Origin of the sequence: Enterobacter sp. BIDMC 30, assembly GCF_000534355.1 — a bacterium.
Classification (GTDB): domain Bacteria; phylum Pseudomonadota; class Gammaproteobacteria; order Enterobacterales; family Enterobacteriaceae; genus Enterobacter; species Enterobacter ludwigii.
On the sequence record NZ_KI973169.1, the window covers coordinates 4,603,770 to 4,621,244 of the forward strand.

Sequence of the window (17,475 nt, forward strand, 5' to 3'; positions counted from 1 at the left end):
AAATACCACCGGTTACAACTGTTTTTCGGTATTCCAGAGCACTTATTCACTTCTGCCCGTAATAGGCGTTGGGCCCATGTTTACGCATGAAATGTTTATTCATAAGGTAATCATCAATGCCCTGAAGCTGCGGATTGATGCCGCGGGCGATCCACGCCATTCGCGCCACTTCCTCCATCACCACCGCGTTATGCACGGCATCGTGAGCGTCTTTTCCCCACGAGAATGGACCGTGCTGATACACCACAATACCCGGCGTATGCAGCGGCTCACGCTCAGCCAGCGTGTCGATAATGACGCGACCGGTGTTGAGTTCATACTCCCCTTCCACTTCGGCCTGCATTAATGCCCGCGTGCAGGGAATATCGCCAAAGAAGTAGTCTGCATGCGTGGTGCCAAGAGCCGGAATGGGCAGCCCTGCCTGCGCCCAGGCCGTGGCATGAGTCGAGTGTGTATGCACAACGCCGCCCAGGGAGGGATAACGCTGATACAGTGCCAGATGGGTGGCGGTATCAGAAGAAGGACGCCACTTTCCGTCAACCACGTTGCCATGGAGATCCACAACCACCATGTCGTCGGCGGTCATGGACTCATAGGGCACACCGCTGGGCTTAATCACGACCCGCCCCTGCTCACGGTCGATGGCGCTGACGTTACCCCAGGTAAACGTCACCAGACCGTAGCGAGATAGATCCATATTGGCCTCAAAGACCTGCTGCTTAAGCTTATGCATGCTCAGCCTCCATCAACCCAGCCCGCGCCATACGTTCACGGACCCAGTCCCGCGCCTTCGCCACTTCGGCTGCCGGGTCGTCCGACGTTTCACTCCACATCTCAATCAGGTAAGGCCCGCAATACCCTGTCTGTTTGAGCGTCTGGAAGCACCGTTCGAAATCCACCACCCCGGTGCCGAACGGAACATTTTTGAATACACCAGGCCGGGTATCTTTGACATGAACCGCCACGATATGACCAATACCCGCCTGCAGTTCCATCTGCACGTCGTTATCCCAGGCTGACAGATTGCCGATATCAGGGTAGAGCTGGAACCACGGATTATTCAGGTAGTGCGCGTAACCCAGCGCCTTGCTGATGGAGTTCATTAACGGATAATCCATGATCTCCATCGCCAGCGTCACCTGAGCACGGCTGGCCATGTCGACGCTCTCTTTCAGGCCGTCACGAAAACGACGGCGCGTTTCATTATTGGCGTCCTGATAGTAAACGTCATACCCCGCCAGCTGGATCACACGGATGCCGACATCCTGGGCAAAGCGAATGGCTTTACGCATGATCTCCAGCCCCTGAGCACGCACAGCATCATCTTCACTGCCAAGCGGAAAACGACGATGGGCGCTGAGGCACAGGGAAGGCACACGTACCCCCGTTTCAGCAATGGCGCTAACCAGTGCCAGACGCTGTTCGCGGCTCCAGTCCAGGCGAGACAGGCGTTCGCCCGTCTCATCCACTGACATTTCAACAAAATCGAAGCCGAGTTGTTTCGCCAGTTGCAGCCGCTCCAGCCAGCACTCCCCCGCAGGGAGTGCCTTTTCATAGATGCCGAGCGGGACTTGTTTAGACAACATACCCGCTCCTTAGCCCCAAAGCTGAGCGATTGAGCGTTTGAACTGACGCGCGGCTTCTACCGGAGAGGCGGCATCACGGATGCTACGGCCTGCGATAAAGACATGAATTGGGATACCTTTGAACAGCGGCAGATCTTCCAGCGCCAGGCCTCCGGTCACGGTCACTTTGAAGCCCATATCGGCCAGACGCTTAATCGCGCTGATATCCGCTTCCCCCCACGCTACCCCAGCGGCCTGCGCATCACGGCTGCGGTGATAAACCACCTGTTGAATGCCCGCGTCACGCCACTCCTGCGCCTGCTCCCAGGTCCAGAACCCGGTCAGCTCAATCTGCACATCACCGTTGAACTCTTTTGCCACATCCAGCGCACCTTTAGCCGTGTTGATATCCGCACAGCAAATAACGGTGACCCAGTCGGCATTGGCTTCAAAACACATACGGGAAAGAATTTTGCCCGCATCGGCAATCTTGGCATCCGCCAGCACGATTTTATGCGGATACAGCGCCTTCAGGTCGCGGACGGCGCGAACGCCTTCGCCCACGCATAGAATGGTACCGACTTCAATGATGTCCACTTCTTCCGCAATCAGGCGGGTGGTTTCGTAAGCGTGAGACAGCGTCTGGTTATCCAGCGCGACCTGCAACATTGGTAATGACATTTTCAATTCCCTCTTAAACTGCCGCCGCAGTGGCGTTATCAATTAAATCCAGCACGTCCTGCTCGGTGCGGCAGGCGCGTAAACGGTCGAAGTTGGCCTCATCATCAAACAGATTCACGATCTGCATAATGCCCACCTCCTGGTGGGTGTTGGCATCAACAGCAGCCATGGTGATGAGGATGTCGACCGGGTCGTTATCTTCGTGGTTGAAAGCCAGTGGTGTTTTCAGCGTAACCAGCGCAAAGCCGGTTTTTTTAACGCCCTCTTCCGGGCGGCCATGCGGCATCGCCAGCCCTGGTGCAATCACGAAGTAAGGGCCGTGCTCTGCAACACTATCCAGAATGGCCTGGTAATAACGCGGCTCGACAACATCTGCTTTTACCAGCAGATCTACGCTAAGTTTCACCGCTTCCTGCCAGGTGCTGGCGTCGGCCTGTAAAAGGATGGAGCTATTCTCTGCCAGCGAATCACGTAGTTTCATGTTGCGTCCTTACTTCACATCTTGTGGGAAATGCGCGTTGATCACTTCCAGCAGCTTTGGCCCAAAGTCGGCTGGCGACAGCATGTTGCGCACGCCTACCACATATTTGTTGCCTGTCACGGTGATCTCACCGGCGATGTGGGTAGAGGCGATGATGATGTCCGCGCCGTTCAGTTCACTTTTGTATTCGCCCACTGCGCAGCTGTTCACCGTGTGGTCGATGTTTGACTGGGTTAAAAACTGGTCCACTTTCATCTTCATGATCATGGAACTCCCTTGCCCATTGCCACACACAGCCAGGATACGTACGGTCATAATCGAAACTCCTTAATGAGCAGAAACTTCTGCTGTTTGTTTTTCTGCATCTTCTTCAGCCCGCAGAGAGCGACCAGCGAAGAACATATAAGCCAGAGCAATGAGGATGATGACGGCCATAAAGATCAGACCAACGGAGGCGAAGCCCTGCATCATCGGTGGTGCCAGAATTGACCAGTCGGCCATGCCCATCCAGGCGCTCATACCGGTGAGCTTGACCGCCCACACACACCCGAAGATTTCCACCATCCCCATCACCAGGCAGATCTTGAGCGCCGCGCGCCAGCCACCAAAGTGGTTCGCAAAGACGCCAATGGTGGCGTTGGAGAAGAACATCGGGATAAAGCCAGGAATGATCAGAATGGAAGAGCCGCAGCCCACCAGGATACCCACCGCAATCAGCTGGCCGATGGTGCCCCACATAAAGCCCCAGACCACCGCGTTTGGCGCGAAGCTGTAGATAGCCGCGCAGTCAATCGCCAGTACCGCACCTGGAATCAGACGCTGAGAGATACCGTTGAAGGCTTCGGACAGCTCGGCAACGAACATACGCACGCCCTGGGTGATAATGAAAATCGCCACCGCGAAGGAGAAACCGGTCTGCAGGATATAGACAGTCCAGTGGGTTTTACCCGCCATCGCCTGTACGACGTCAATGCCAAAGGAGAGCAGAATGGCACCGAAGAAGAGGGTCATCACAATCGCCGTAGAAACGATATTGTCGTGGAAAATATTCAGCCAGCCCGGCAGTTTAAGATCTTCGACGCTCTCTTCTTTTTTGCCCAGATACGGCGCGACTTTATAGGCAATCCAGGAGGCAAACTGCTGCTGGTGGCCGATGGAGAAGCCGCAACCGTCGGTGACGTCCTGCGTGGGCTTGTACATCATATTGGAGGTGATACCCCAGTAGAGCGAGACCAGCACCGCGGTGCAGATAATGGTCGTCCACATTGGGTAGCCAAAGATAAAGAAGGAAACCGCAATCAGCCCTGCCTGCTGGAACATGATATGGCCAGTCAGCATGATGGTGCGAATACCGGTAATGCGGCGCAACAGAACGTAAATGATGTTCAGCGCCAGCGCGAGCAGAACCGCATACCCTACCCAACTGTAGGCATCGCCCATGCGATCGATGGTGGCCATCATCGAGGCGTAGGTGTCAGAGATGGCGCCGTTGATGCCATAGACTTCCGACATTTTGGCCACTACCGGCTTGAAGGTGCCGGTCAAAATGCCTGAACCCGCCTGCAACAGCATGAAACCGATGATGGTTTTAATGGTGCCTTTAATAATAACGCTGACGCTTTTACGCAGCAGGATATAGCCAAGGCACGTCACGATGCCCAACAACAGCGGGGCATTAGTCATTACCTGATTAAAGAACACGGTAAAGACGTTGTAGAGGATCTCCATAACTCTCTCCAGAAATGAGAACACGAGGGGCAATCCCTGTGCGGTTGGTGACAACACTCTATTAATCACAAATAATCATCACAAGATTAAATCTGATTATTTGTGACGCATCACGCAAATTATTTCCCTGGTGTTAGTAATGATTTTCACTTCGGCATGCAACATAGAATTATTTCCATATAATTCATGCAATTAATGATTAATACGGTAAAAGATAACAAGAAGCGAGAAGAGCGTCCGTGACGTCATGCAGATAAAATTACACATTTTGATCGTTGCAATACGCGTGAAATGGTGCCAGCATTAATCACAACAAATCACCAGTTGATTACTTTTGATTAAACCAGGAGTCAAAACGATGAGTAAAGTTAACACCATTACCCGTGAATCATGGATTCTGAGCACTTTCCCGGAATGGGGTAGCTGGCTGAATGAAGAGATTGAGCAGGAACAGGTTGCTCCTGGTACCTTTGCAATGTGGTGGCTGGGGTGTACGGGGATCTGGCTGAAATCAGAAGGTGGCGCGAATATTTGTGTCGATTTCTGGTGCGGCACCGGCAAACAGAGTCACGGTAACCCGCTGATGAAAAAAGGCCATCAGATGCAACGCATGGCGGGCGTGGAAAAACTTCAGCCAAACCTGCGTACCACACCGTTTGTTCTTGATCCGTTCGCCATTCGCCAGATCGATGCCGTTCTCTCTACGCACGATCATAACGATCATATTGATGTCAACGTGGCGGCAGCGGTCATGCAAAACTGTGCCGATGACGTACCGTTCATCGGGCCGCAAACCTGCGTGGATTTATGGATCGGCTGGGGCGTACCGAAAGAGCGCTGCATCGTCATGAAACCGGGCGATGTGGTCAAAATTAAAGACGTTGAGATCCACGCGCTGGATGCCTTTGACCGCACTGCACTGATTACCCTTCCGGCCGATCAGAAAGCCGCAGGCGTACTGCCAGACGGTATGGACGAACGTGCGGTGAACTACCTGTTTAAAACGCCCGGCGGTTCCCTGTACCACAGCGGTGACTCTCACTACTCAAACTACTATGCAAAGCACGGCAATGAGCATCAGATTGATGTGGCGCTCGGCTCATACGGGGAGAACCCACGCGGCATTACAGACAAAATGACCAGCGCCGATATGCTGCGCATGGCGGAAGCGCTGAACACCAAAGTAGTGATCCCTTTCCACCACGATATCTGGTCGAACTTCCAGGCCGACCCGCAGGAGATACGCGTACTGTGGGAAATGAAAAAAGACCGCCTGAAGTATGGCTTTAAGCCGTTCATCTGGCAGGTAGGAGGCAAGTTCACCTGGCCGCTGGACAAAGACAATCTCGAGTATCACTACCCACGTGGCTTTGATGATTGCTTTACTCTTGAGCCAGACCTGCCGTTCAAGTCATTCCTCTGATTATTAAGGCCCATCGCCAGACCCGAGTGTCTGGCGGTTTCATATTTCTTTTAGTAATTTCACGCTATTTCAAATATCATCTTTTAAAATCAATTCTTATCGGAATAGCTCATGACGGAAGCGCAACGGCATCAAATATTACTGGAACTCCTGGCGCAAACAGGGTTTGTCACCGTTGAGAAAGTGATCGAACGTTTAGGGATTTCTCCGGCAACAGCGCGGCGGGATATTAATAAGCTGGATGAAAGCGGTAAGCTGAAAAAAGTCCGCAATGGTGCGGAAGCGATTAGCCAGCAGCGTCCACGCTGGACGCCGATGAACATTCATCAGGCGCAAAATCATGATGAAAAAGTCCGTATTGCCAGAGCGGCATCGCAGCTGGTGAACCCCGGCGAGAGCGTGGTGATCAACTGCGGCTCCACGGCGTTTCTGTTAGGTCGGGAGATGTGCGGAAAGCCGGTACAAATCATCACGAACTATTTGCCGCTCGCCAACTATCTTATCGATCAGGAGCATGAGAGCGTGGTGATCATGGGCGGCCAGTATAACAAGAGCCAGTCCATCACACTCAGCCCGCAGGACAGCGAAAACAGTCTTTATGCCGGACACTGGATGTTTACCAGTGGCAAAGGCCTGACCGCGGATGGCCTCTACAAAACCGATATGTTAACCGCCATGGCAGAACAAAACATGCTTAACGTGGTGGGCAAGCTCGTTGTGCTGGTCGACAGCAGTAAAGTGGGCGAACGCGCAGGAATGCTGTTCAGCCGTGCTGAACAGATAGACATGGTGATCACCGGCAAAGGTGCCAACCCTGAGATCCTCCAGAAACTGAAAGATCAGGGTGTCAACGTCCTGTGCGTTTAAAGGTGCTGGCGGAAGAAGTCCACCGTAGCGTCCAGCGCCGTTGGCGTAATGCGGTGGCGAACGCCCGCTTCCCACAGGCAGGTCAGGTTGCCATCCAGCCCCTCGTGCTGCAGCGCCTGCTGAAGCCGGAACGTTTCTCCGGGTGGGACCACATCGTCCGCATCACCATGCCACAACAGCAAAGGACGATCGGCCAGACGCGGTAACGCCCGGGTAACCTCCCACTCTGCAAGCGCCGCCTCAACCTCTGTGAGTGCCTGAGGTGGAAAAAGCGTCTTCGCCAGTGAGGTGAAGTAGCCTGAGCCCATCAGACAAGCCACTGACTTCACTTCTGGATGGTGCGTCATGATCCCCAGCGCCGCCATCCCGCCCATCGATGCCCCAGCCACGGCCAGCCGATTATCAGCCACCAGCCCTGCCTGGTAAAGCGCATCGCGCAGCCCGGCAAACTCGGTCAGGCTACCGTGCAAAATGTGCCAGAACTGCCCAAGTCGCGCCTGTTCGTTGCCGGTAAAACGTGCTCCGTGATCGGGTGCATCCGGCATGACCACACGAAAACCGGCCTGCGCGAGTGCCACCGCAAAATAGCTGTAGACCAGCTTCGATGAGGTAAATCCATGATAAAACACTATAACAGGCAGTGGTTCCTCACGTTTTCCGGCGGGTGTTGCGTGTAATATTTCACGATCACCCAGATGGCGTATTTCAATTTCAATCATTGTCGACCCTGTAATGATGAATGATTCATAATGTTGAGAACTGGGTTACGATTTCACGCTATTTTCATTCGAAAATTACGCCCCAGCTAACACTTCGGGAACATTCCCCCAAAACTAAATTCACAGACAACTACACTATGGCTATCAGGAAACGAGATATGGTTATGCGCAGGTTTGCTGCTTTATTGCTGATGTTACTGCTCAGTGGCTGTAGCGCGCTGCAGGGAACGCCACAACCCGCTCCCCCGGTGGCCGATCACCCGCAGGAAATCCGTCGTAATCAGACGGAAGGATTACAGCGTATGGGTACCGTCTCTGCGCTGGTTCGCGGCTCCCCGGATGACGCGGAAGAAGCAATAAAGGCACAAGCCGTCGCCGCCAAAGCAGATTATTACGTCATCATTATGATCGACGAAACCATCATTACGGGACAGTGGTACTCACAGGCCATTCTGTATCGTCAATGATCGTCTTCATTTGAACGACATTTACACTGCTTTGCGTCCATAGACACTTTCCTGTCCACAATAAACTCCATGCCCGCAACAATGGAAGTGAGTTTATTCGCGAAGGATTGCCCGGCGGATACCGGAGACATGTGAAATGGAGCTGACGATGAAACGAACTCTTGCTTTGACCACACTGTTGCTCTCAGCAGGTCTTGTGAGCACAACCGCGCAGTCAGCTGAATTTGCCAGTGCTGATTGTGTGACTGGCCTGAATGAAATTGGCCAGATCTCCGTGAATAATATTTCGGGGAGCCCGCAGGACGTTGAACGTGTCGTTGCATTAAAGGCCGATGAGCAGGGTGCTTCATGGTATCGCATTATCCAGATGCAGGAAGATCAGTACATCGATCACTGGCGGGTACAGGCCATTCTCTACGCGTAATCCCCCTCCGATAAAAGCCACTTACTTTTAGTGGCTTTTCGTTTTTGCAAATTTTTTATCTTTTAGCAAACCAATTAAAAACAATTAAATAACATTTTGTTACACTAAAACAGTAAACGTTATCTCTGCTCTGCCGTTGAAAAGCCATACCTTTTCAATGATGAGCAATTTATGATCAACTTTTTCCGTCGTGCAGGTCTGGGTGCAAAGCTGTCGCTGCTTACCGGTGCCAGTGTCGCCATCCTGTTTCTGTTTTTCACTTTTCTGCTCAGCCAAAAAGCCAGCCAGCAGCTTGAAGCCCTCGCGATAGAAGACCTGCATAATCAGTCCACCGGCATGGTCGATATGGTGCAGATGTTTAACACCAGCCTGAGTGAAGAGGTCGAGAGTTATACCCGGCTGTTTACCACCTTTTTGCCCCAGCCACTGAGCGTTGATAACACTCAAACCCAGACGATTAACGGGATTAACGTTCCGCTCCTGAAAGGAGGGGAAACCGGGCTACATGAAAACAATTCCCTTTCAGACGATTTTCTGAGCCGGACAGGGGCAATCTCGACCCTGTTTGTGCGTAGCGGTAACGACTTTGTGCGCGTCGCCACATCGCTGCGTAAAGAGAACGGCGGGCGGGCAATGGGCACCGTTCTGGATACCACCAGCCCGGCCTTTGCCGCCGTCACCCGGGGCGAGGTTTATCGCGGTCTGGCGCTGCTGTTCGGCAAGCGCTACATCACCCAATACCAGCCGGTTAAAAACGCGGACGGCCAGGTCATTGCAATCATCTTTGTCGGTGTGGACATCACTCACTCCTGGAAAGTCATGCGCGAGAAAATCCTCAACCGTCGACTGGGCGAGAGCGGTCACTTCTATGTTCTGGATCGCAGCCACGGCAAAACGCGCGGGCAGTATCTGTTCCACACCAGCGCGGAAGGAAAAGTACCGGAGTGGGATAGCGCTATCCAGCAACAGCTGTTGAGTGATAAATCCGGCACGCTGGAGCGCGTCAGTGCCGATGGCCGCACGCTGACCATGGCGTATACGCCGCTGCCAGGCTGGAACTGGGCCATTGTCGGCGAAGTGGATAAATCGGTACTGCTCTCAAGCGTGACCGCCATGCGCGACCGCTTCCTGCTGGCAGGGGTGGTGCTGTCAGTACTCTTCGCGGGTCTGTTTGTGGTCATTATACGACGCATACTGACGCACCCATTGCGCAATGTGATCCACCTGGCCCGACAGTATGCCGCAGGCGATCTGCGCTCCAGCCTGCCCGTGACCCGCCAGGATGAGGTCGGTCAGCTCATCGATGCCATTAACGGTATCGGAGGGGGACTGCAGAAAATTGTTCTTCAGGTGCGCGAGGCCGCAGCGGAGATCCATATGGGCACCAACGCGCTGGCATCCGATAGCGAAGAAATATCCGGGCAGATTAACAAGCAGGCCAGCAGTGTAGAAGAGACGTCAGCCAGCATGGAGCAACTGGCCGCGACCGTGCAGCAAAATGCCGCCAACATGGAACAAACGCAGCAGCTGGTAGGCGAAACGTCGCGCGCGGTACACCAGGGTGGTGAGACGGTCACCCACGCTGTCGCTACCATGGATGATATTCGCGAAGCATCAAAGCGAATCGAAGACATCACGCGCGTGATTGAATCCATCGCTTTTCAGACCAACATTCTGGCGCTTAACGCAGCGGTTGAAGCAGCCCGCGCAGGCGAGCACGGAAAAGGTTTTGCGGTGGTGGCGCAGGAGGTGCGCGCGCTGGCAGGACGCAGCGCCAACGCGGTGAAGGAGATTGAACAGCTCATCGGTGATACGCTCAGAAAAGTCAGCGAAGGCCATGCGCTGTCTGAACAAACGCGTCTGGCGATGGATTCCATCATCGTGCACATCGATAACATCAACAAGCTGGTCACGGAGATTAACCATGCGTCCCGCGAGCAATCCGCGGGAATAGGCCAGGTTAATCTGGCCATGACCCACATTGGCGAAGCGTCGCACATCAACGCCGACCGCGTCTTACGTAGCGAACAAACCGCACACACGCTGCGTGAGAAAGGCTCGCACCTCACCCAACTGGTGAGCCTGTTCCAGCTAAAGAGTTAGCCAACCCTGCCCGTGGCACGCAACAGCAGGTCATTTTGCACCTGCTCGCTCATCAGCGTACCGCCGCGGGTATCAAGCATCATGCGGCACCACGCCTGCGCCACGGGTGGCGATGCGTGCCGCAGCATCTGACTTCCGGCCCCCAGCAGGAAAAGCTGTTGCGTGATCTCCCGCCCCTGCGCCTCCTGCGGTTTTCGCAGTTTTTGCTGAAGCTGACGCCAGCTGCGATCGAAGTGCCTGTCCTGCCCTTTTACCTGGGCAAAATCATCCACAAGCAGGTCGAGAATGCCGGATTGCTTCGTCAGTACACGCAGAACGTCCAGGCACATAATATTGCCGGACCCTTCCCAGATGCTGTTCACGGGCATCTCACGGTACAAACGGGGAAGCTCACTCTCCTCGCAGTAGCCTGTGCCGCCGAGCACTTCCATGGCTTCCGCCACAAACGGGATACCCGCTTTGCAGACGCTGTATTTCGCCGCGGGGGTGAAAAGGCGCGCCCAGGCGGCCTCCTGAGGATCGGCACGCCTGTCCCACGCCCGGGCCAGACGAAACAACAGTGCCGTCTGGCCCTCCAGCATCAGCGCCATGCGGCTCAGCACATCGCGCATGAGCGGCTGGTCGATAAGGTTTTTACCAAACGTCTGGCGTTGATGCGCATGGTAAAGCGCCACGGATAAAGCCCGACGCATCAGCCCATGGCTGCCCAGCGCGCAGTCAAACCGCGTCAGGCCGCCCATTCGGAGGATCTGGCGTACCCCTTCTCCTTCCTCCCCCAGCAGCCAGCCGGACGCATCCAGGAATTCCGCTTCGCTGCTGGCGTTAGAGCGGTTGCCGAGCTTCTCTTTCAGCCGCTCCAGACGTACGGCATTGCGTTGCCCGTCAGGCAAAAAGCGTGGAACAAAAAAGCAGGACAGCCCCCCTTTCGCCTGGGCCAGCACCAGATGCGCATCGCTTTGCGGCACAGAGAAAAACCATTTATGCCCGATAAGCCGGTAGCTGCCGTCATTGCACTTTTCCGCTTTGGTGGTATTGCTGAGTACGTCCGAGCCGCCCTGTTTTTCTGTCATCCCCATGCCAATCAGCAGGCCACGCTTTTGCGCCCCTGGGGCAAGATGAGGATCGTAACGATCGCTCATTAACGGCGTGATCCAGTCACGGAACGGCTCGGGCAGCGCCTGTTGCAGCAGCGGTGTAGCAGCAAAGGTCATGGTGACAGGGCAAAGCGTGCCTGCTTCTACCTGAGCGTGCAGGACAAAACGTGCAGCTCTGGCGACAAACGCGCCTTTGCGCGCCTCCTCTTCCCACGCCAGGTTATGGACACGGTTCGCGCAAAGCCCCTGCATTAAGAGGTGCCATGCGGGATGAAAGCGAACATCATCCAGTCGCTCCCCGGTGGCGTCATAGCGTAATAACTCCGGCGGATTAACGTTCGCCAGCCTGCCCAGCTCCAGCGATTCCGCGGTTCCTAACTGCTGGCCGATGCTGGCAAGAAGCTCGATATCCCACTCGGCGCCTTCGCGAACAACCGCGTCACGCAGAGCGCAATCAGAGAGGAAAAGGTTGCTGTTTGAGAGCGGTGCAGGTTGATTAAAAACGGTATGGGTCTGCCAGTGCATGCTGTCTCCCTCCTTCAGTGGCAATGAAGATAAGTATGGACAGGCCACGTGCACGCTGCATGGGAGTGAGGTCACACGATGACGATCCCGCTGATATCATTCGTGAAATAGCTCACAGAACATAAGAATAAACTATTTCGCGCATTCGCTTTTGTTGAATAATTTATTCTTACCCCCTTTCAGTGAGGAACGTTATGCAACCGGACGCGCACAAGCGTGCATTAATTGCAGGCTCCATTGGTAACTTTATCGAGTGGTATGAGTTTGCGGTCTATGGTTTTCTGGCGACCGTAATTGCGAAGAACTTCTTCCAGCTTGAGGGGGACGCGGGGCTAACCAGCCTGATCCTTACCTACGCTTCCTTTGCCATCGCCTTCTTCTTCCGCCCGCTGGGCGCGGTGGTGTTTGGCAGAATAGGTGACCGGATAGGCCGAAAACCGACGCTGATTATTGTACTGGTGCTGATGACGCTGGCCACCGCCGCAATCGGTATTGTGCCGGTCTATGCCAGCATCGGTATTGCCGCCCCGCTGATTATCACGCTGCTGCGCATCTTGCAGGGGTTGTTCGCCGGTGGTGAGTATGGTGGCGCCGTCTCGCTGATGACCGAGTTTGCCCCACGCGGCAAGCGGGGCCTCTACGGTGCATGGCAGTCATTTACCGTCGCGCTGGGCCTGTTAGCAGGCGCTGGCATTGTCGCACTGCTCTCCGCCCTTCTGACACCGGAAGCCCTGCATGACTGGGGCTGGCGCATCCCGTTCTTCCTGGCATTACCGATGGGCGTGGTGGCGCTGTGGCTGCGGGTGAGTATGGAAGAGACGCCAAGCTTTGTGCAACAGCAGGAAAAGCCGGTTGCCACTCAGGCTGATACCGTTGCCACGCTCAATGCCATTGCGATGGGCATTGGCCGGGTGATGGTCTGGTCAGCGGCGGGTTATACCTATCTGGTGATTATGCCCACCTATCTGCAGTCGGCGCTGCATACCGGGTTTAATCAGGCGCTGTTGATTGCGGTGATTTCGAACATCGGTTTTGCGCTGACGATTATTCCGTCCGGGATCCTGAGCGACAAAATCGGACGCCGCACGGTGATGATCGTCGCCACCACGTTGCTGCTGCTCCTTGCCCTGCCGCTGCTGAAGGTTTTACAGGCGGAGTCCAGCACGCTGGCCATCAAAGCGCTGGTGGTGCTGATTGCGGGTGGTCTGGTGGGGATGCTGGCAGGCCCCGGGCCGGCGATGCTCTCAGAGATGTTCCCGACGCGCGTACGGTATACCGGGCTTGGGCTGGCTTATTCCCTGTCGAACGCCCTTTTCTCGGGCTGCGCGGGGCTGATTATTACCGGGCTGATTAAAGAGACGGGCAACCTAGATATTCCGGCTTATTACGTCATGGCAACGGCGGTAGTGAGTATCTTCGCGCTGATGACGCTCAGGAAGGATGACCATTTGCGGTCACTGGAGGAGTGAGCTTTTCACCGTCTGGTGACTCTCCCACAGAAAATACGAAAGACCGTCCTGAGGACGGCCTTGCTGTTTTATTCCCCGCGCTGACGTACCGCTTCAAACAGGCAGATACCTGTTGCCACGGAGACGTTCAGAGACGACACGCTGCCCGCCATTGGAATGCTGATCAGCTCATCGCAATGCTCACGGGTCAGACGGCGCATACCTTCGCCCTCGGCACCCATTACCAGTGCCAGACGGCCGGTCATCTTGCTCTGATACAGAGTATGATCCGCTTCACCCGCGGTACCGACGATCCAGATATTCTCTTCCTGCAGCATACGCATGGTGCGCGCCAGGTTGGTGACACGGATCAGCGGTACGTTTTCTGCTGCGCCACAGGCCACTTTCTTCGCCGTCGCGTTAAGCTGTGCAGAGCGATCCCTCGGCACGATAACCGCATGAACACCTGCCGCATCTGCGCTTCGCAGACATGCGCCAAGGTTGTGCGGGTCGGTCACGCCGTCAAGGATCAGGAAGAATGGATTTTCCAGCCCGGCGATAAGATCCGGCAGATCGTTTTCCTGATACTGACGGCCTGGCTTAACGCGGGCAATAATGCCCTGGTGAACGGCACCTTCACTTTTCTCATCCAGGAACTGGCGGTTCGCCAGCTGGATCACGACACCTTGTGCTTCCAGGGCGTGGATCAGCGGCATCAGACGTTTGTCTTCACGCCCTTTCAGAATAAACACTTCCTGAAAACGCTCCGGTGCGCGCTCCAGCAGGGCCTGCACCGCGTGGATGCCGTAAATCATTTCACTCATTGATGGTTCTCGTTCTGTCTTTTCTTTTCCCTCTCTCCGCAGGAGAGAGGGTCAGGTTGAGGGGGAGAATTACTCCGCCTGCTGTTTCTTCGCTGCGCGCTTTGCCCTGGTGGCAGCCGCGATTTTCTGCGTTTTGGTGGAAGGCTTTTTCGCCTTCCGGGCCTCTTTCTTTGCGGCCTTCGGCTTCTGTTTCTTCTCACCGCGGAACGCGCTGTCTGGCTCGAAGTTTACCTTCTTACCCGCCTGACGACGTTTGCCACCGGTGTTGCCGTTGCCCCCTTTTTTCGTCTTTTCACGCGCCGTTTTACCCACATTACGCGGGGCACGCTCGCTGGAGATCAGGCTAAAGTCGATTTTACGGTCGTCCATATTAACGGCTTCGACCTTCACTTCCACGCGATCGCCAAGACGATAGGTCTGGCCGCCAGATTCACCAATCAGGCGCTGCCCGACCTGGTCGAAACGGTAGTAGTCGTTATCCAGGCTGGAGACATGCACCAGACCGTCGATAAACAGTTCATCCAGACGGACGAAGAAACCAAAGCCGGTGACGCTGGCAATCACGCCTTTAAAGACGTTACCCACCTGGTCCAGCATAAAGTCACACTTCAGCCAGTCTGCCACGTCGCGCGTCGCTTCATCTGCACGACGTTCGGCCATGGAACAGTGCTGACCGAGTTGCAGCATCTCTTCCATTGAATAATGGTAGCCACCGGTTTCGGTCGTATTACCTTTATGACCCTGCTCCTGCGCCAGCAGATACTTGATCGCGCGGTGCAGGGAAAGGTCCGGATAACGACGGATCGGCGAGGTAAAGTGGGCATAAGACTGCAGCGCCAGGCCGAAGTGACCGCGGTTTTCCGGATCGTAAATCGCCTGCTTCATGGAACGCAGCAGCATGGTCTGCAGCATTTCTGCATCCGGGCGATCGCCAATCGACTCCAGCAATTCAGCGTAATCACGCGGCTCTGGCTTGTTACCGCCAGGCAGTTCCAGACCCAGTTCAGCCAGCACGGAGCGGAACGCAGTGATGGCTTCGGTCGACGGTTTATCGTGAATACGGAACAGCGCAGGTTCTTTGGCTTTCTCAACAAAACGTGCCGCCGAGATGTTTGCCAGAATCATACACTCTTCAATCAGCTTATGGGCATCGTTACGCTGGGTCTGCTCAATACGTTCAATGCGGCGTTCAGCGTTAAAGATGAACTTCGCCTCTTCGCTCTCAAACGAGATCCCGCCGCGCTCTTCACGCGCCTGATCCAGCGTTTTGTAGAGGTTATGCAGCTCTTCGATGTGTTTCACCAGCGGCGCATACTGCTCACGCAGATCCTGATCGCCCTGCAGCATATGCCAGACCTTGGTGTAGGTCAGGCGCGCATGGGAGCTCATTACCGCTTCGTAGAATTTGTAACCCGTTAAGCGCCCTTTGGTGGAGATGGTCATCTCGCAGACCATGCAAAGGCGGTCAACCTGCGGGTTCAGGGAGCACAGGCCGTTAGACAAGACTTCCGGCAGCATCGGGATTACCTGCGACGGGAAGTAGACCGACGTTCCACGGCTGCGCGCTTCGTTATCCAGCGGAGTATGCGGGCGCACGTAATAGCTTACGTCAGCGATGGCAACCCACAGACGCCAGCCGCCGCCGCGTTTTTTCTCGCAATAAACGGCATCATCGAAGTCGCGGGCATCTTCACCATCAATAGTCACCAGCGGCAGATCGCGCAAATCCACGCGGCCCACTTTGGACTCTTCCGGCACGTCTTCTTTCAGGCCGACAACCTGCTCTTCAACCGCTTTCGGCCAGACGTAAGGAATTTCATGAGTACGCAGCGCCATATCAACGGCCATGCCGGTGCCCATGTTATCGCCTAACACTTCGACGATTTTCCCGACCGCCTTGGTGCGGCGGGTAGGACGCTGGGTGAGTTCAACCACCACCACAAAGCCCATACGGGCGCCCATCACCTCTTCAGGCGGGATCAGGATATCGAAGCTCAGGCGGCTGTCGTCCGGCACCACAAAGCCCACGCCAGCGTCGGTAAAGTAGCGGCCAACAATCTGGCTGGTTTTAGGGACCAGGACACGCACCACGCGCGCTTCGCGGCGACCTTTACGGTCCGCGCCCAGCGGTTGCGCCAGGATCTGGTCACCGTGAATGCACATCTTCATCTGCTCAGAGGAAAGATAAAGATCGTCTTTACGGCCTTCTACGCGCAGGAAGCCATAGCCATCACGGTGGCCGATGACGGTGCCTTTCAGCAGGTCAAGACGTTCGGGAAGCGCATAGCACTGACGGCGGGTAAAGACCAGTTGCCCGTCGCGCTCCATCGCACGCAGGCGGCGGCGAAGGGCTTCAATTTGCTCTTCACCTTCAATGTTTAATTCAACGGCAAGTTCTTCACGATTGGCGGGTTTTTCGCGTTTTGTTAAGTGTTCAATGATGAACTCGCGGCTGGGGATAGGATTCGCGTATTTTTCGGCTTCGCGTTCCTGGAAAGGATCATGTGACATATCGGTTCCTCCGTTGTCAGCTCCGGTGGAAATTTTCTTCATTCCACCAGCAATAATTTATAAAGTGGTTGATTCTCTTCAACCAAATCGGCCAGCGTGTAGTTATCCAGTTCCTTGAGAAAACTTTGCACGGCCAGAGAAAGTGCCTGTTTAAGGCGACAAGCGGGCGTAATGTGGCAGAACGCGCTGCTGCAGTTCACCAGAGACAATGGCTCCAGTTCACGTACCACATCCCCAACACGAATACTCTGCGCCGGTTTACCGAGACGGATCCCACCATTCTTCCCGCGGACGGCAGCAACGTATCCGGCACGACTAAGTTGATTGATTATTTTGACCATATGATTACGGGACACACCGTATACCTCTGTAACCTCAGAGATACTGGTCATTTTCCCATCGGGTAACGACGCCATGTAAATCAGCGCGCGTAAGCCGTAATCGGTGAAACTTGTTAACTGCACATCAACCTCAGGAAAAAGGGAAAACGCGGATAAACCGCACAGATATTCATTAATGATGATAAACCAGCCAGATAGTAAGCGGCTAATTTATTTGACAGACGGGGCGAAAAAGCGGAGATCGAGGAGCGTTCGCCGGATGGCGCGACGCGTA

At 54.9% G+C, this 17,475-nt stretch carries 17 protein-coding genes; 6 read left to right on the forward strand and 11 right to left on the reverse strand.

The features are described 5' to 3' along the window. Window positions 1-46: 46 nt before the first annotated feature. The 6 genes from L466_RS00850 to ulaA are packed head-to-tail and all read right to left on the reverse strand — an operon-like array spanning window position 47 to window position 4,455. Window positions 47-733, reverse strand: coding sequence for an L-ribulose-5-phosphate 4-epimerase (locus L466_RS00850; RefSeq protein ID WP_032681870.1), 687 nt, complete (start codon window positions 731-733; stop codon window positions 47-49). Next, window positions 726-1,586, reverse strand: a complete 861-nt coding sequence (locus L466_RS00845) for an L-ribulose-5-phosphate 3-epimerase (RefSeq protein ID WP_032681871.1) — start codon at window positions 1,584-1,586, stop codon at window positions 726-728. Before L466_RS00845 ends, L466_RS00850 begins: the two co-directional genes overlap by 8 nt. Before the next feature lie 9 nt (window positions 1,587-1,595). Then, window positions 1,596-2,246, reverse strand: coding sequence for a 3-keto-L-gulonate-6-phosphate decarboxylase UlaD (gene ulaD, locus L466_RS00840; protein ID WP_008502901.1), 651 nt, complete (start codon window positions 2,244-2,246; stop codon window positions 1,596-1,598). Between the two features lie 13 nt (window positions 2,247-2,259). Continuing rightward, the gene (gene ulaC / locus L466_RS00835) at window positions 2,260-2,727 is read right to left on the reverse strand and encodes a PTS ascorbate transporter subunit IIA (RefSeq protein ID WP_032681872.1); all 468 of its coding nucleotides are present in this window, start codon (window positions 2,725-2,727) and stop codon (window positions 2,260-2,262) included. Window positions 2,728-2,736: 9 nt separating this feature from the next. Then, window positions 2,737-3,042 carry a PTS ascorbate transporter subunit IIB gene (gene ulaB, locus L466_RS00830; protein ID WP_014168329.1) on the reverse strand — a complete coding sequence of 102 codons (306 nt, stop codon included), beginning with the start codon at window positions 3,040-3,042 and terminating at the stop codon, window positions 2,737-2,739. A 12-nt stretch (window positions 3,043-3,054) separates the two neighbouring features. Next, on the reverse strand, window positions 3,055-4,455 hold the full coding sequence (ulaA, locus tag L466_RS00825; RefSeq protein WP_025206247.1) for a PTS ascorbate transporter subunit IIC: 1,401 nt from the start codon (window positions 4,453-4,455) through the stop codon (window positions 3,055-3,057). Between the two features lie 358 nt (window positions 4,456-4,813). Here ulaA and ulaG point away from each other — a divergent pair, with 358 nt between their 5' ends. Continuing rightward, window positions 4,814-5,878 carry an L-ascorbate 6-phosphate lactonase gene (gene ulaG, locus L466_RS00820; RefSeq protein ID WP_020882936.1) on the forward strand — a complete coding sequence of 355 codons (1,065 nt, stop codon included), beginning with the start codon at window positions 4,814-4,816 and terminating at the stop codon, window positions 5,876-5,878. A gap of 111 nt (window positions 5,879-5,989) precedes the next feature. After that, on the forward strand, window positions 5,990-6,745 hold the full coding sequence (ulaR, locus tag L466_RS00815; protein ID WP_014168326.1) for an HTH-type transcriptional regulator UlaR: 756 nt from the start codon (window positions 5,990-5,992) through the stop codon (window positions 6,743-6,745). Here the strand turns inward: ulaR and yjfP are convergent. After that, on the reverse strand, window positions 6,742-7,464 hold the full coding sequence (yjfP, locus tag L466_RS00810; protein WP_025206248.1) for an esterase: 723 nt from the start codon (window positions 7,462-7,464) through the stop codon (window positions 6,742-6,744). The genes ulaR and yjfP overlap by 4 nt on opposite strands. 137 nt (window positions 7,465-7,601) lie before the next feature. On the opposite strand from yjfP, the gene bsmA reads away from it, so the two are divergent. The 3 genes from bsmA (at window position 7,602) to L466_RS00795 (ending at window position 10,458) form a co-directional block, all read left to right on the forward strand. Next, window positions 7,602-7,931, forward strand: a complete 330-nt coding sequence (bsmA, locus tag L466_RS00805; protein ID WP_025206249.1) for a biofilm peroxide resistance protein BsmA — start codon at window positions 7,602-7,604, stop codon at window positions 7,929-7,931. Between the two features lie 148 nt (window positions 7,932-8,079). Then, a complete protein-coding gene (yjfN, locus tag L466_RS00800; RefSeq protein WP_025206250.1) occupies window positions 8,080-8,355 on the forward strand; it encodes a DUF1471 family protease activator YjfN in 276 nt (91 codons plus the stop codon). A gap of 171 nt (window positions 8,356-8,526) precedes the next feature. Further along, entirely contained in the window at window positions 8,527-10,458 is a 1,932-nt protein-coding gene (locus L466_RS00795; RefSeq protein ID WP_032681873.1) for a methyl-accepting chemotaxis protein, read from the forward strand. On the opposite strand, the gene L466_RS00790 is transcribed toward L466_RS00795, so the two are convergent. Beyond that, window positions 10,455-12,077, reverse strand: coding sequence for an isovaleryl-CoA dehydrogenase (locus L466_RS00790; RefSeq protein ID WP_032681874.1), 1,623 nt, complete (start codon window positions 12,075-12,077; stop codon window positions 10,455-10,457). The genes L466_RS00795 and L466_RS00790 overlap by 4 nt on opposite strands. 194 nt (window positions 12,078-12,271) lie before the next feature. Here L466_RS00790 and L466_RS00785 point away from each other — a divergent pair, with 194 nt between their 5' ends. Then, window positions 12,272-13,546, forward strand: coding sequence for an MFS transporter (locus tag L466_RS00785; protein WP_032681875.1), 1,275 nt, complete (start codon window positions 12,272-12,274; stop codon window positions 13,544-13,546). 68 nt (window positions 13,547-13,614) lie between these two features. On the opposite strand, the gene rlmB is transcribed toward L466_RS00785, so the two are convergent. The 3 genes from rlmB to nsrR form a co-directional block, all read right to left on the reverse strand. After that, the gene (gene rlmB / locus L466_RS00780) at window positions 13,615-14,349 is read right to left on the reverse strand and encodes a 23S rRNA (guanosine(2251)-2'-O)-methyltransferase RlmB (RefSeq protein ID WP_014168319.1); all 735 of its coding nucleotides are present in this window, start codon (window positions 14,347-14,349) and stop codon (window positions 13,615-13,617) included. Between the two features lie 69 nt (window positions 14,350-14,418). Continuing rightward, a complete protein-coding gene (rnr, locus tag L466_RS00775) occupies window positions 14,419-16,860 on the reverse strand; it encodes a ribonuclease R (RefSeq protein WP_025206255.1) in 2,442 nt (813 codons plus the stop codon). Between the two features lie 38 nt (window positions 16,861-16,898). Beyond that, entirely contained in the window at window positions 16,899-17,324 is a 426-nt protein-coding gene (nsrR, locus tag L466_RS00770) for a nitric oxide-sensing transcriptional repressor NsrR (RefSeq protein ID WP_014168317.1), read from the reverse strand. Between the last annotated feature and the right edge of the window lie 151 nt (window positions 17,325-17,475).

What these genes read in the sequence shown, in the direction of transcription:
- rlmB (WP_014168319.1), bottom strand. Translation starts at nt 14,349, where the DNA reads ATGAGTGAAATGATTTACGGCATCCACGCGGTGCAGGCCCTGCTGGAG.
- bsmA (WP_025206249.1), top strand. Translation starts at nt 7,602, where the DNA reads ATGGCTATCAGGAAACGAGATATGGTTATGCGCAGGTTTGCTGCTTTA.
- L466_RS00795 (WP_032681873.1), top strand. Translation starts at nt 8,527, where the DNA reads ATGATCAACTTTTTCCGTCGTGCAGGTCTGGGTGCAAAGCTGTCGCTG.
- L466_RS00790 (WP_032681874.1), bottom strand. Translation starts at nt 12,077, where the DNA reads ATGCACTGGCAGACCCATACCGTTTTTAATCAACCTGCACCGCTCTCA.
- ulaR (WP_014168326.1), top strand. Translation starts at nt 5,990, where the DNA reads ATGACGGAAGCGCAACGGCATCAAATATTACTGGAACTCCTGGCGCAA.
- ulaC (WP_032681872.1), bottom strand. Translation starts at nt 2,727, where the DNA reads ATGAAACTACGTGATTCGCTGGCAGAGAATAGCTCCATCCTTTTACAG.
- yjfN (WP_025206250.1), top strand. Translation starts at nt 8,080, where the DNA reads ATGAAACGAACTCTTGCTTTGACCACACTGTTGCTCTCAGCAGGTCTT.
- ulaD (WP_008502901.1), bottom strand. Translation starts at nt 2,246, where the DNA reads ATGTCATTACCAATGTTGCAGGTCGCGCTGGATAACCAGACGCTGTCT.
- ulaG (WP_020882936.1), top strand. Translation starts at nt 4,814, where the DNA reads ATGAGTAAAGTTAACACCATTACCCGTGAATCATGGATTCTGAGCACT.
- L466_RS00845 (WP_032681871.1), bottom strand. Translation starts at nt 1,586, where the DNA reads ATGTTGTCTAAACAAGTCCCGCTCGGCATCTATGAAAAGGCACTCCCT.
- ulaB (WP_014168329.1), bottom strand. Translation starts at nt 3,042, where the DNA reads ATGACCGTACGTATCCTGGCTGTGTGTGGCAATGGGCAAGGGAGTTCC.
- ulaA (WP_025206247.1), bottom strand. Translation starts at nt 4,455, where the DNA reads ATGGAGATCCTCTACAACGTCTTTACCGTGTTCTTTAATCAGGTAATG.
- rnr (WP_025206255.1), bottom strand. Translation starts at nt 16,860, where the DNA reads ATGTCACATGATCCTTTCCAGGAACGCGAAGCCGAAAAATACGCGAAT.
- L466_RS00785 (WP_032681875.1), top strand. Translation starts at nt 12,272, where the DNA reads ATGCAACCGGACGCGCACAAGCGTGCATTAATTGCAGGCTCCATTGGT.
- L466_RS00850 (WP_032681870.1), bottom strand. Translation starts at nt 733, where the DNA reads ATGCATAAGCTTAAGCAGCAGGTCTTTGAGGCCAATATGGATCTATCT.
- yjfP (WP_025206248.1), bottom strand. Translation starts at nt 7,464, where the DNA reads ATGATTGAAATTGAAATACGCCATCTGGGTGATCGTGAAATATTACAC.